We start from the raw sequence: 12421 nt of genomic DNA on the forward strand, positions 1-12421 counted from the left end.
TCACGCTTCCGGCCCGGTCAACGCGGGCACGCCCGGATCCCGGTAGCCCTGCAGGCGCCGCGCCCCGTCGCGCGCGAACTTGAGCGTCAGCTTCTTTCGCCGCGCAGGCGCCAGCTTCGTTTCCGGCCCCATGCGCAGGATCTCGGCGTCATAGGAGTCGGCAATGATCAGCCCTGTCTCGGCGGGCAGAAGGTCCTGCGGGAAATCGCCATCCACCGCCCAGAAGAACCGGTCGCAGAACTCCAGGTAGCCCTGCCATTTCTGGTCCGACAGGTAATCGGCGCGCGACGACTTGCACTCGACCACCCAGATTTCGCCCCCCGGCCCCAACGCGTAGACATCGGTGCGCAGACCGCGCCGCGGCACGAATTCCTCGAGACAGGCGAAATCGTTGCGCCGCAGGTAGCGCGCCACGCCGCGCGCCAGGAGCTGGCCGGGTTGAAGCTGGGCATCGTCCATGGGCGCAGAATGAACAATTGGTGAACATTTCGCAAGGGGCGGCCAGCGCCCGCCCCGCCGCGACACGCCCCCTTGTGTGATCCGGACATGGGGCCTATTTGCAGTCTTGGCGGTCTGCCCTTCTCGTCAGACGGGAACATTCCAGTGGCCTTAAGCAAATCCGAGGGAGCTGGCTCTGTCCGGATCGTGGTTCGGTTACCCGGCGCCCACCTGTACATACAGGTCCTCGGGAATGCGCTTCCCAGACGGTTGCAGGCGGTCCCGCCACTTCACAGGCTCCTCCCGATCCTTCGGGGGGAGCCTTGTGTTTCCAGCACTTGAGAGACGAAAACGCGCCACCCCGGCCCTTCACGGACCCGGATGGCGAAGCGGCTGAAGGCCCGGCAGCCTACCGGCCGCGGCGCGTGGGCGCGACCGCCTCGACGCGGGCCGGGATGCGCGTGGCCACCGGCCGGCGCTTGCCGCCGCGCGGTCCCGCGTCGTCGCCCATGCGCATGATGGCGATGGCGAACTGCACGCCGGAAAACACGACCGCGTTGCCGAAGAACAGCATCGCGACGGCCATGATGCCCACGTCGGAATGGGTCACGAGATGCCAGAGGTTGCCCACGTTCATCCACAGGAGCAGCCCCACGAAGACTCCGGCAAGGCCGAAACCGATCAGGACATGGCGGATATACATCGAAACGAGCTTGGGCATGGCAGCACCTCCTGCCCATGAAGATAGCACTCGTGCGCCGGATTCCAAATGCACGGGTCTCGCACCCTGCCCGAATGGGCGTCGGTCCGCCCTTCTTCGTTTTGAAAATACCTCAGGGGAGTCGCGCCCGCGGCGCGACGGGGACAGCGTCCCCGGCGGCCCTTGCCTCAGAAGGCCTCGGGCCGGGCCTCGCGCGCCATGTGGTCGAGCACGGCGTTGGTGAACTTGGGCTCCTGGCCATCCGGGAAGAACGCCTTGGCCACATCCACGAACTCCACGATCACCACGCGCGGCGGTGTGTCCCCGATCATGAGCTCGGCCCCGGCCGCGCGAAAGAGCGCGCGCAGCGTCGGGTCGATGCGCGCGATCGGCCACTTGGCCACCAGGGCACGGTCGGTCATCTGGTCGATCTTCGCCTGGCTGTCGACGGCGGCCTCGAGCAACGCGCGGAAGAGATCCACGTCGCCCTCCTCGAAGTCGCCTTCCTCGTAGCTCGCCCCGAACCGGTGATCCTCGAACTCCTGGCGCACCCGGTCGAGCCCCTGCCCGGCCGCTTCCATCTGGAACAGCGCCTGCACGGCATAGAGCCGCGAGGCGGACCTCATCCGGCGCTTCAGGTTGTTGGAAATCTCGCGTTCGGTCATGTCACGGAGCCTCGGAGCAGATCAGAGCGCGCTTCTAGTGCAAGCCGGACCGGGGGGAAACCGGTTTTTGCACCGGACCCCCGAAAGTCTCAGGCATTCGGCGGACGGAAGCCGGCGGGCAGCGCGCCGCCCTTCCACTTGCGCGCAAGCGCCACGAGGTGGAGCGCCGCGGCCGCGGCCCCGCCACCCTTGTTCATCCGGTCGGGATCGGCCCGCACCTCGGCCTGCTCGCGGTTCTCCACCGTCAGGATGCCGTTGCCGATGCACAGTCCGGCAAGCCCCATCGTCGACAGCCCGCGCGAGCTGTCGTTGCAGACCGTGTCGTAATGCGTCGTCTCGCCCCGGATCACGCAGCCCAGCGCCACGTAGCCGTCGAAATCCGCCGTCTGGTCGGCGATGCGGATCGCGGTGGGCAGCTCCAGCGCGCCGGGCACCTCGACCAGCTCCCATTCGGCGCCGACCGCCTCGATCTCGGCCTTGGCCCCGGCGATCAGGTCGTCGGCGATGTCGCGGTAATAGGGTGCGACGACGATCAGGATCTTCACGTCCTCGTCGAAGCTCGGGCGGGGCAGCGTGTAATGCGTCTCGGAACCGGCCATCACTTGCCTCCCCGGATCGGATGGGTGCCCTCGATCGACAGGTCGTAGGCTTCGAGCCCGACCACCTTGGGGAGGGGGCTGTCGGAGAGCAGCGTCATGCGGTGAATGCCCAGCGCCGCCAGGATCTGCGCACCCAGCCCGTACTGGCGCAGGACCTGCGGGCTCACTTCCCCCTCGTCCGTGGCCAGCCGCATGGACGGGTCACGCAGGAGCACCACGGCCCCGCGCCCGGCCTCGGCGATGATCTCCATCGCGCGGGGCAGCTCGTCATGCGGATTGGGCCCCAGCCCCAGCGCATCCTCCAGCGGGTTCAGCGCGTGCATGCGCACCAGCACCGGCTCGTCGGTGGTCAGGTCGCCCTTGGTCAGAACGATATGCTCGGCGCCCTGGGTCTCGTCGGTGAAGATGCGCAGCATCCAGTCCCCGCCATAGGCCGATGTCACGCTCTTCACGGCGCTCTCGTTCACCAGGTTGTCGTGGCGGTGGCGGTAGGCGATGAGATCGCTGATCGTGCCGATCTTGAGATTGTGCTTCTGCGCGAAGGCCACCAGGTCCGGCAGGCGCGCCATCGTGCCGTCTTCGTTCATGATCTCGCAGATCACGCCGGCCGGGTTCAGCCCCGCGAGCCGCGCGATGTCCACCGCCGCCTCGGTATGGCCCGCGCGCACCAGCACGCCGCCATCCTTGGCGCGCAGCGGGAAGACGTGGCCGGGGGTGGCGATGTCGGCCGCGCCCCGGGTCGGATCGATGGCGACCGCGACGGTGCGCGCCCGGTCATGGGCCGAGATGCCCGTGGTCACGCCCTCGCGCGCCTCGATCGAGATCGTGAAGGCGGTCTCGTGGCGCGACGAGTTCTGGCTCGCCATCAGGGGCAGGCCCAGCGCGTCGACCCGCTCGCTCGTCATCGACAGGCAGATCAGGCCACGCCCGTGGGTCGCCATGAAATTGATCGCCTCGGGGGTCGCCATCTGCGCGGGGATCACGAGATCGCCCTCGTTCTCGCGGTCCTCGTGGTCGACGAGAATGAACATGCGCCCGTTGCGGGCGTCCTCGATGATCTCCTCGACCGGGGAAATCACCTTGCCCCATTCCCGCTCGACCGGGCCGGGTTCGTCATAGATCTTGGCGTCCGCCATCACGGGCTCCCTTCAAATTGCCCCCGCGAGATAACGCGGCCCGCGCGCCGATGCCAGAGGAACGTCGCACAGTGACGTCCCGATACGTGCACGACCCCGTGACGCCCCCCTTTCATCTTTCCGAAAATACGCCGGGGGTGCGGGGGCAGCGCCCCCGCCCGGGTCGCCGGCGCCAGCCGGCGATCCGCCTCAGAACCGCCAGAGCGCGGGCACGAAGCCGTAGGCGTCGCCGTCGCGCATCACGTGGCCCACGCCGGGGAACGGGAAGTGGTAGCCGACGACCGGGATCCGGTCCGTGGCGGCCATGTCGAGCAGCCGGCGGCGCGTGGCCACGGTCGCCTCGGGGTCCGTGTCGGTGGAGCCGTACCAGTCGGGATGGGCGAAATGGCCGTAGGCGTGGGTGATCGCGTCGCCCAGGATCAGAAGCTGCTGGCCGTCGCTTTCCACCATGATCGACATGTGCCCGGGCGTGTGCCCGTGGGTGGCCATGAGCCGCACTCCCGGCGCGACCTCGTGGCCGTCGGCGGCGAGCGTCCATTCGGCCCCGTCCACGTTGATCGAGTTCACGGCGCCCAGCACGAACTGCTGCTCTTCCGCCGCGACCCGGTTCACCAGGTCGTCCTGGGTCCAGTAATCGTGCTCGGTCTCGCCGATGATGAATTCCGCGTCGGGCAGGATCGCCTCGTCGAAATCGTCGCGCACGCCCCAGATGTGATCGGGGTGGGCGTGGGTGATGACCAGGTGGGTGACACCGTAGGGATCGAGCCCGGCGCCCTCCATGTTGGACAGGAGCCGCCCCGCGCTGTCGAAGAACCGGTTGCCGGAGCCGATGTCGATCAGCACCTTCGCCTCCGGCGTCTCGATATGGACGTGGTTGGTGTGGGCCACCAGCTCGTCACCGGCCAGGTAATGCGCCTCGAGGAAGGCAGCCTTCTCGGCCTCGTCCGCGTTCATGCCCAGCGCGCTCAGCGGCTGCGGGAACCAGCCGTCCGACACGATCGTGATCTTCTTGTCGCCCAGCTTGAAACGGAAGTGCGCCGGGTTTCCGTCCTCGGGCGGGGCGAGCTCGGCACGCATGGCGGCGGGCATGGCGAAAGCGGGCATCGCGGCGGCCAGGGCAAGCATCTGGCGGCGCGTGGGGCGAAGTAGCGTCATGGAATCCTCCCTATCGTTCGGGGAGCATCATATGCACGGCTTCGAATGATTGAAAGCCGCTCCGCGCCATCCGGACGCGCGGCCCCGCTCAGGCGGCGTAGTCGGTAAGCCGCGCCACGTAACGCGCGAGCGTGTCTATCTCGAGGTTGATCCGGTCGCCGACCGCCACGTCGCCCCAGGTCGTGACGTCTTTCGTGTGGGTGATCAGGTTCACCCCGAACGTGTCGCCCTCGACCTCGTTCACAGTCAGCGACGTGCCGTTGAGCGCCACCGATCCCTTGGGCGCGATGAAGCGGGCGAGCGCGCCCGGCACCTTGAAGGTGATCCGCGTGGAATCGCCCTCGTCGACGACGGAGGTGACCTCGGCCACCCCGTCCACGTGGCCCGACACGATGTGACCGCCCAGCTCGTCGCCGACCTTGAGCGCACGTTCGAGGTTGAGCCGCGTGCCCTCGCGCCAGTCCCCGAGGTTGGTCTTGTCCAGCGTCTCGCCGGAGACGTAGACCTCGTACCAGTCGGGCCCAAGCGCCGTGACCGTCAGGCACACCCCGTCCGAGGCGATGGACGCCCCCATGTCGATCCCGGCGGTGTCATACCCTGTGCGGATGCGCGCGCGCAGGTCGCCGTCGCGCGTCACCTGAACCACTTCGCCGATGTCGGTGATGATGCCCGTGAACATGTCGATCTCCTTTGCCCTCATGGCTAGCCGCATTCCCGGCGGATGCCAAGCAGGCCGACCCCACGGGCGGTCACAAAAACGCCCCGTTTTCATGGTTTGTATCGCACCGGGGGACAATGGCAGGACTTTCTTGCCCGCAGCCGCGTGATTGGGTGCGACAGGCAGGTAAATAACAGGTTAAATCAGGCGCATGAGAGCCATCGACGGGACAGACCGGGTCTTTCTTTTCCTGCAGGGGCCGCACGGCCCCTTCTTCCGCCGCCTGGGGGGCATGCTCCGGGCGGCGGGGGCCGAGGTCTGGCGCGTGGGCTTCAACATGGGCGACCAGGTCTTCTGGGCCGACCGCAGGAGCTACCTCCCCTTCACCGAGGAACGCGATGCCTGGGCCGCGCGCATCCGCGCGATCCTGGCCGAAAAGGGCGTGACCGACCTCGTGCTCTACGGCGACACCCGCACGGTCCACGCCGAGGCCGTCGCGGCCGCGCGCGAGGCAGGGATCGAGATCCACGTCTTCGAGGAAGGCTACCTGCGCCCCTACTGGGTCAGCTACGAGCGCGGCGGTGCAAACGGCCATTCCCGGCTCATGGACATGGACGTGCCCCAGATGCAGCGCGTGCTGGCCGATGCCGAGCTCGACATCCCGGAACCGCCTGCCCACTGGGGCGACATGCGCCACCACGTTTTCTACGGCGCGGCCTACCACTGGTTCGTGATGTTCCTGAACCGGCGCTACGCGGGCTTCCGCCCGCACCGCGCGCTGCCGGTGAGCAAGGAGTTCCAGCTCTACGTGCGCCGCCTTCTCCTGATGCCGTTCCAGTGGCTCGACCGCGTCATCGCCACGCGCCGGATCCGCAACGGCGGCTTTCCCTATCACCTGGCGCTCCTGCAACTGGCTCATGACGCGAGCTTCCTGGACCATTCGCCCTTCGCCGACATGACCGACTTCCTCGACGTCGTGATCGAGGGCTTCGCCACCGGGGCGGCGCGCCACCACCACCTCGTGTTCAAGGCCCACCCGCTCGAGGACGGGCGCGTGCCCCTGCGCCGCGAAATCCGCCGCCTCGCCCGCCGTCACGGCGTCGAGGACCGGGTGCATTACGTGCGCGGCGGCAAGCTCGCCCGCCTGCTCGACCATGCCCGCAGCGCCGTCACCGTGAACTCGACCGCCGCCCAGCAGGTGCTCTGGCGCGGCCTGCCGCTCAAGGTGTTCGGGCGCGCGGTCTACGAGAAGCCGGAATTCGTCTCGACCCAGCCGGTCGACGCCTTCTTCGCCCAGCCGACGCGGCCCGACAGCCGCGCCTACCGCGATTACCGCCACTACCTGCTCGAGACCTCGCAGATCCCCGGCGGCTTCTACTCGGCGCGTGGCCGGCGCCAGCTTCTGCGCCAGATCGTCGACATGATGCTGAGCCCGGACGACCCCTACGACGCACTCGAAAAGGGCACCGCTGCGCCCCGGCAACAGTTGAGACTCGTGAAGTAACGTCCCGAATCATCGCTGGATTTTTGCCGGCCCGACCTGTAGTTTGGCCGAAAAAGAAACTGAGGCAGACCTCCAAAAAGGAGCCCGGGCAGTGAAAATTCAGGGCATTTCATGGGCGCGGATCGCGCTCCTCTTGGCGCTTGTGATGGGTGTAGCCGCATGTGACGTGCTCCCCCGAAGTGGCCCGAACAAACAGGAAATCTTCTCCGGATCGGTGCAGCGGCAGGGCGACGCCTTCGTCGTCTCGGTCAACGACCGCGTGACGCGCGCCACCGCCATCACCCCGGCCCTGGGCTTCGGCCCGAACTTCCTGACGGCGGGCCAGGTCGGCTCGGACACGATCCGCCCCGGCGACGTGCTGGGCGTGGCGATCTGGGAGAACGTGGAGCAGGGCATCCTCGCCTCCGCCGGCGCCCCCGCGGCGCTCGAGGAGGTGCAGGTCGACGGCGCCGGCTTCATCTTCATCCCCTACGCGGGCCGCATCAGGGCCGCGGGCAACACGCCCGAGGCGGTGCGCCGCATCATCACCGAGCAGCTCGAAACCCAGACGCCGGACCCGCAGGTGCTCGTCACCCGTGTCGCGGGCGACGGGGCGACGGTGTCGGTCACGGGCGCGGTGAACGGCCAGGGCGTCTATGCCATCGAACGGCCGACCCGCACGCTGGGCGCGATGCTCGCGCGCGCCGGCGGAGTCGCGGTCAATCCCGAGGTCGCGGTGGTCAAGATCATCCGCGGCGGCCAGACCGGCCAGGTCTGGTACCAGGACCTGTTCGAGGACCCGCGCCTCGACATCGCGCTGCGCAACGGAGACCGCATCCTCGTGGAATCCGACACCCGCGCCTTCACCGCGCTCGGCGCCACCGGCACCCAGACCCGCGTCAACTTCCAGACCCAGACACTGTCGGCGATCGAGGCGATCGCGCAGGTCGGCGGCCTGAACCCGACGCTGGCCGACCCCACCGGCATCTTCGTCTTCCGCAACGAGCCCGCCGTGGTCGCCAACGCCGTGCTCGGCCGCAACGACCTGATCGGGCCGCAGCGCCTGATCTACGTGCTCAACCTGACCGAACCCAACGGCATGTTCATGGCGCGCGACTTTCTCATCCGCGACGGCGACACGGTCTACGTGACCGAAGCGCCCTACGTGCAGTGGACCAAGGTCATCACGGCGCTCACCGGCACGCTCGGCGCGGCCGAGTCGCTGGCCACCGCCGGCAGCACCTTCGGCCTCGTCGGCCCCTGAGCGCCGGGCCGTGACGCCCTACGACAGGATCAAGGCCGCCGCGACGGAGCCCCCCTCCTCGCGGCGGCTTTTCGTTTATTCGGGCGGCTTCCTGCGTGAACGCCGCCTGCGCCGCATCCTGCAACTCGCGGGCTGGGAGTTGCGCCTGGGCCGGCCCCGCCCCGAGGATCACGTTGCCGTCTGGGGCAACGCGCCCACCGCGAAACGCGGCGAAGCGGTCGCGGCGCGCACCGGCGCCGGGCTCGTGCGGGTCGAGGACGCCTTCCTGCGCTCGGTCCTGACCGGGCGCGCGGGCGAGCCGCCGCTGGGCCTTCTGATCGACCGATCGGGCGTGCATTTCGACCCGTCGACACCGTCCGACCTCGAACGGATGCTCGCGACCGCGCCCCTCGACGACAGCGCCCGGCTCGCCCGTGCACGCGACGCGGTCGACCGCATCCGTCACGCCCACCTGTCGAAGTACAATGCCTTCGACCCGGCGACCGAGCCGCCACGCGCGCCCTACGTGCTCGTGCTCGACCAGACCCGCGACGACGCCTCGGTCACCGCCTCCGGCGCGACGATGCAGACCTTCCGCGAAATGCTGGTCTTCGCGCAGGAAGAGCACCCGGGCCTTGACGTGATCATCAAGACCCATCCCGAAACCCGGGGCGGCCACCGGTCCGGCTATTACGGCCCCGAATACGCGCAGGGGCGCGTGCGTCTGCTCACCGATCCGGTCAGCCCCTGGGCGCTGATGGAAGGCGCGGTCGGCGTCTACACGGTGTCGTCGGGCATGGGATTCGAGGCGATCCTCGCCGGGCACAAGCCGCGCGTCTTCGGCCAGCCGTTCTATTCCGGCTGGGGGCTCACGCAGGACGAAAACCCGGTCCCCCGCCGCGAACGCCGCCTCACCCGCGCGCAACTCGCCTGCGCCGCGCTGATCGACTACCCGACCTGGTACGACCCTTACCACGACCGGCTGTGCGAGATCGAAGACCTGCTGGGCACGCTCGAGGCCCGGGCGCGCGCGCGCCGCGAAGACGCCTACGGCTACGTCGCCGCCGGCATCCGGCTGTGGAAACGCGCGCCGCTCACCCGGTTCTTCGGCACCGGGCGCGGCATGGTCTTCGCCGAGGGCTCCGCCGCCGTCGCCCGCGCCCGGAAAAGCGAGCGCCACCTCGCCGTCTGGGCCAACCGGGCGGAAACGCTGCCGGTCCCCGCGATCCGGCTGGAGGACGGCTTCATCCGCTCGCGGGGCCTCGGCGCGGCCCTCACCCCGCCCCTGTCGCTGGTGCGCGACGACCTGGGCATCTACTACGACCCGACCCGCGAAAGCCGCCTCGAGCGCCTGATCGCGGCCTCCGAACGTCTGCCCGAGGGCCCAAGGGCACGCGCCCGGCGCCTGATCGAGCGACTGCGCAAGGGCGGGGTGAGCAAGTACAACCTGGACGCGGCCGCACCCCCCGACCTCCCCCCGGGCCACCGCATCCTGGTCCCCGGCCAGGTGGAGGATGACGCCTCGATCCGGTGCGGCACCACGGACGTGGCCACCAACCTGGCGCTCCTGCGCCGGGCCCGGGCCGCGCACCCGGACGCGGTGCTGATCTACAAGCCCCACCCGGACGTGGAAGCGGGCCTGCGCGACGGCACGGTGGCCGAGGACGACCTGCGCGCCCTCGTCGACGTGGTCGCGCGCCACACGGATGCCACCGCCCTCATCGACGCCGTGGACGCGGTCTGGACCATGACCTCGACACTTGGCTTCGAAGCGCTGGTGCGCGACACGCCGGTCACCTGCCTCGGCACGCCCTTCTACGCGGGCTGGGGGCTGACCACGGACCTGGGCCCGGTACCGGAACGGCGCCAGGCGCGGCCGGACCTCGCGGGCCTCGTCCACGCGGTGCTCATCGACTACCCGCGCTACCACGACCCGGTGACGCGCACCCCCTGCCCGGTCGAGATCGTCCTCGACCGCCTCGAAGCGGGGGACACGGGCCACGCCCCGACCCTTTCACTCCTCGCAAAGGCCCAGGGCCTCCTCGCGCCCTACACGCGGTTCTGGCGCTAGGCCCTCCTTCATCGTTCCGGAAATACTTCGGGGGTGCGGGGGCAGCGCCCCCGCCCGTCGCGCCGGCCTGCCGCAGGCAGGGCGGCGCAAGACCTGCGCGCGGGCCCGGCCCGCGCTCCGTCAGTCGGCGCGGCGCCAGCGATGCATGACGTCGGCGCCGATCGCCCGGGTCTCCACCAGCACCAGCCGCGGCGCATCGGCCAGCGCGTCCACCCCCATCGCGGCGAGCGACGGGCGTCCCTCGGCGCCAAGCGCGAGCCCGGCCGTGAAACCCACGAATTCGTCCACCAGCCCTTCGGCCAGGAGCGAGGCGGCAAGCCCGCCGCCGCCCTCGCAGAACACCCGCGTGAGACCTGCCGCCCCGAGGGCCGCCAGCGCAGCGGGGGCATCGAGCTGCCCGCGCCGTACCGGCACCTCGAACAACTGCGCCCCGCGGGCCGTCCAGGCCTCGCGCAGCTCGGCCGGCACCCGGTCGCCGTGGACGAGCCACAGGGGTACCTCGGCGGCGGTGCGTGCCAGCACCCCATCTTCGGGCAGGTCGAGGTGGCGCGACAGCACCACACGGACCGGCTGGCGGCGCGCGCCCAGGCCCCTGACGGTCAGCGACGGGTCGTCGTCGCGCGCCGTGCCCGCGCCCACCATCACCGCGTCATGGGTCATGCGCAGGGCATGGACGTGGCGGCGCGCCTCCGGCCCGGTGATCCACTGGCTTTCGCCGGTCGCGGTGGCGATCCGCCCGTCGAGCGAAGCGGCGAGCTTGAGCGTGACCATCGGCCGGCCCAGCGTGACGCGTCGGAGGAACCCCTGCTGATCGGCGCGCGCGGCCCTCGCGCGCAGCCCGGTCTCGACCGCGATCCCGGCCGCGCGCAGCCGTTCGATCCCGCGCCCGTCGACCCGCGTGTCGGGGTCCTCGAGCGCGATCACGACGCGCGCCACGCCCGCCGTGACCAGCGCGTCCGCGCAGGGCGGGGTCTGTCCGTGATGGGCGCAGGGCTCCAAAGTGACGTAAGCGGTGGCACCGCGTGCCGCCGCGCCGGCCTGGGCCAGTGCAACGACCTCGGCATGGGGACGCCCCCCGGGCTGGGTCCAGCCCCGCCCGACGACCCGGCCGCCCTGCACGATGACGCAGCCCACGGCCGGGTTGGGCCAGACATGGCCCAGGCCCCGCCGCCCGAGCGACAGGGCCAGGTCCATGAACCGGGTGTCGCTCACGTCTCGTCTTCGGTGGGGATGTCCGGGCGCAGCTCGCTCATGAACTTCTCGAAGTCGTCCGCGGCCTGGAAGTTCTTGTAAACGCTCGCGAAACGCACGTATGCTACGGTGTCGATGCGGGCCAGACTCTCCATCACGATCTCGCCGATGGTCTTGGACGGGATGTCCGTCTCGCCCATGCTTTCCAGCCGGCGCACGATGCCCGAGATCATCTGGTCGATGCGCTCGGGCTCGACGGGCCGCTTCTGCATCGAGATCCGGATCGAGCGCTCCAGCTTCTCACGGTCGAAATCCTCGCGGCGCCCGTTCGACTTGATCACCACGAGGTCGCGCAGCTGGACCCGTTCATAGGTGGTGAAGCGACCACCGCAGGCCGGGCAGAAGCGCCGCCGCCGGATCGCGACGTGATCCTCGGCCGGGCGTGAATCCTTCACCTGCGTGTCGATGTTTCCGCAAAACGGGCAGCGCATGCCTCTTCCTTTTCTTAGCCTGTCACCTCTGATCGTGGGTCTGCGCCCACTTATCCACAGGCACTATAGGGGACGGGCAAGGTTTTGGGTAGGCTGAATGCGCCGCGCCCAGATATGGGCGGGCGGATTTGTGGCCTCAGCGCAGCAGCGCGGCCACCTGGCGCCGGTGCGGGCGGTCCCGGTGTTCGAAAAGGTAAATCCCCTGCCAGGTTCCAAGGCTCATTCGGCCGTCGATGATCGGGATCTGTAAAGAGATCGGCAGGAGCGACGCCTTGATGTGCGCCGGCATGTCATCCGGCCCCTCGTAGGTGTGCGTGAGGTAGGACATGGCCGGATCGGTGGTCGGCGGGACCAGCCGTGCGAAGAAGTTGGTCAGGTCCGTCTGCACCTCGGGATCCGCGTTCTCCTGGATGAGAAGCGAAGCCGAGGTGTGCCGGATCATCAGGGTGAGCAGCGCCTCGTCCACGTCCGCCCCCGCCACCCAGCGCGCTGCGTCGCGGGTGAACTCGTAGGGTCCCTGCCCGCGCGTCTCGATCTCGAAGATGGTGTTCATGGTTCCGCGTGCCCGCCGATGTCAGATGGATCCCACGC

Annotated in this window: 13 protein-coding genes; 3 read left to right on the top strand and 10 right to left on the bottom strand. The window is 69.4% G+C overall.

Features of this window, described 5'->3' with window-relative positions; genetic code table 11:
- The 7 genes from GQE99_RS13730 to GQE99_RS13760 all read right to left on the bottom strand — a co-directional run bounded on the left by GQE99_RS13730 (nucleotide 1) and on the right by GQE99_RS13760 (nucleotide 5372).
- On the bottom strand, nucleotides 1-459 hold the full coding sequence (locus GQE99_RS13730; RefSeq protein WP_161352199.1) for an MmcB family DNA repair protein: 459 nt from the start codon (nucleotides 457-459) through the stop codon (nucleotides 1-3).
- Between the two features lie 388 nt (nucleotides 460-847).
- On the bottom strand, nucleotides 848-1159 hold the full coding sequence (locus GQE99_RS13735; RefSeq protein WP_161352200.1) for a hypothetical protein: 312 nt from the start codon (nucleotides 1157-1159) through the stop codon (nucleotides 848-850).
- A 167-nt stretch (nucleotides 1160-1326) separates the two neighbouring features.
- The gene (gene nusB / locus GQE99_RS13740; protein WP_161352201.1) at nucleotides 1327-1803 is read right to left on the bottom strand and encodes a transcription antitermination factor NusB; all 477 of its coding nucleotides are present in this window, start codon (nucleotides 1801-1803) and stop codon (nucleotides 1327-1329) included.
- Nucleotides 1804-1892: 89 nt separating this feature from the next.
- Nucleotides 1893-2402 (bottom strand): 6,7-dimethyl-8-ribityllumazine synthase, encoded by a 510-nt coding sequence (locus tag GQE99_RS13745; protein ID WP_161352202.1) that lies wholly within the window; start codon nucleotides 2400-2402, stop codon nucleotides 1893-1895.
- The gene (gene ribB / locus GQE99_RS13750; RefSeq protein WP_161352203.1) at nucleotides 2402-3538 is read right to left on the bottom strand and encodes a 3,4-dihydroxy-2-butanone-4-phosphate synthase; all 1137 of its coding nucleotides are present in this window, start codon (nucleotides 3536-3538) and stop codon (nucleotides 2402-2404) included. Before ribB ends, GQE99_RS13745 begins: the two co-directional genes overlap by 1 nt.
- A gap of 189 nt (nucleotides 3539-3727) precedes the next feature.
- Nucleotides 3728-4693, bottom strand: coding sequence for an MBL fold metallo-hydrolase (locus GQE99_RS13755; RefSeq protein WP_161352204.1), 966 nt, complete (start codon nucleotides 4691-4693; stop codon nucleotides 3728-3730).
- A gap of 88 nt (nucleotides 4694-4781) precedes the next feature.
- A complete protein-coding gene (locus tag GQE99_RS13760) occupies nucleotides 4782-5372 on the bottom strand; it encodes a riboflavin synthase (protein WP_161352205.1) in 591 nt (196 codons plus the stop codon).
- Nucleotides 5373-5562: 190 nt separating this feature from the next.
- Here GQE99_RS13760 and GQE99_RS13765 point away from each other — a divergent pair, with 190 nt between their 5' ends.
- The 3 genes from GQE99_RS13765 (at nucleotide 5563) to GQE99_RS13775 (ending at nucleotide 10148) form a co-directional block, all read left to right on the top strand.
- Nucleotides 5563-6855, top strand: coding sequence for a capsule biosynthesis protein (locus GQE99_RS13765; RefSeq protein WP_161352206.1), 1293 nt, complete (start codon nucleotides 5563-5565; stop codon nucleotides 6853-6855).
- A 91-nt stretch (nucleotides 6856-6946) separates the two neighbouring features.
- A complete protein-coding gene (locus tag GQE99_RS13770) occupies nucleotides 6947-8098 on the top strand; it encodes a polysaccharide biosynthesis/export family protein (protein ID WP_456237987.1) in 1152 nt (383 codons plus the stop codon).
- 10 nt (nucleotides 8099-8108) lie between these two features.
- Entirely contained in the window at nucleotides 8109-10148 is a 2040-nt protein-coding gene (locus tag GQE99_RS13775) for a capsular polysaccharide biosynthesis protein (RefSeq protein WP_161352207.1), read from the top strand.
- A gap of 120 nt (nucleotides 10149-10268) precedes the next feature.
- Here the strand turns inward: GQE99_RS13775 and ribD are convergent, their stop codons facing one another.
- The 3 genes from ribD to GQE99_RS13790 all read right to left on the bottom strand — a co-directional run bounded on the left by ribD (nucleotide 10269) and on the right by GQE99_RS13790 (nucleotide 12383).
- Nucleotides 10269-11342 carry a bifunctional diaminohydroxyphosphoribosylaminopyrimidine deaminase/5-amino-6-(5-phosphoribosylamino)uracil reductase RibD gene (ribD, locus tag GQE99_RS13780; RefSeq protein WP_161352382.1) on the bottom strand — a complete coding sequence of 358 codons (1074 nt, stop codon included), beginning with the start codon at nucleotides 11340-11342 and terminating at the stop codon, nucleotides 10269-10271.
- A 14-nt stretch (nucleotides 11343-11356) separates the two neighbouring features.
- Nucleotides 11357-11830 carry a transcriptional regulator NrdR gene (nrdR, locus tag GQE99_RS13785; protein WP_161352208.1) on the bottom strand — a complete coding sequence of 158 codons (474 nt, stop codon included), beginning with the start codon at nucleotides 11828-11830 and terminating at the stop codon, nucleotides 11357-11359.
- Between the two features lie 136 nt (nucleotides 11831-11966).
- Nucleotides 11967-12383, bottom strand: a complete 417-nt coding sequence (locus GQE99_RS13790) for a secondary thiamine-phosphate synthase enzyme YjbQ (protein WP_161352209.1) — start codon at nucleotides 12381-12383, stop codon at nucleotides 11967-11969.
- Nucleotides 12384-12421: the final 38 nt, after the last annotated feature.

The organism is Maritimibacter harenae, assembly GCF_009882975.1.
Lineage (GTDB): Bacteria > Pseudomonadota > Alphaproteobacteria > Rhodobacterales > Rhodobacteraceae > Maritimibacter > Maritimibacter harenae.

Coding starts and splice junctions, on each gene's coding strand:
- GQE99_RS13735 (WP_161352200.1), bottom strand. CDS start 1,159: ATGCCCAAGCTCGTTTCGATGTATATCCGCCATGTCCTGATCGGTTTC.
- ribD (WP_161352382.1), bottom strand. CDS start 11,342: ATGGACCTGGCCCTGTCGCTCGGGCGGCGGGGCCTGGGCCATGTCTGG.
- ribB (WP_161352203.1), bottom strand. CDS start 3,538: ATGGCGGACGCCAAGATCTATGACGAACCCGGCCCGGTCGAGCGGGAA.
- nusB (WP_161352201.1), bottom strand. CDS start 1,803: ATGACCGAACGCGAGATTTCCAACAACCTGAAGCGCCGGATGAGGTCC.
- GQE99_RS13765 (WP_161352206.1), top strand. CDS start 5,563: ATGAGAGCCATCGACGGGACAGACCGGGTCTTTCTTTTCCTGCAGGGG.
- GQE99_RS13755 (WP_161352204.1), bottom strand. CDS start 4,693: ATGACGCTACTTCGCCCCACGCGCCGCCAGATGCTTGCCCTGGCCGCC.
- GQE99_RS13745 (WP_161352202.1), bottom strand. CDS start 2,402: ATGGCCGGTTCCGAGACGCATTACACGCTGCCCCGCCCGAGCTTCGAC.
- GQE99_RS13730 (WP_161352199.1), bottom strand. CDS start 459: ATGGACGATGCCCAGCTTCAACCCGGCCAGCTCCTGGCGCGCGGCGTG.
- nrdR (WP_161352208.1), bottom strand. CDS start 11,830: ATGCGCTGCCCGTTTTGCGGAAACATCGACACGCAGGTGAAGGATTCA.
- GQE99_RS13790 (WP_161352209.1), bottom strand. CDS start 12,383: ATGAACACCATCTTCGAGATCGAGACGCGCGGGCAGGGACCCTACGAG.
- GQE99_RS13760 (WP_161352205.1), bottom strand. CDS start 5,372: ATGTTCACGGGCATCATCACCGACATCGGCGAAGTGGTTCAGGTGACG.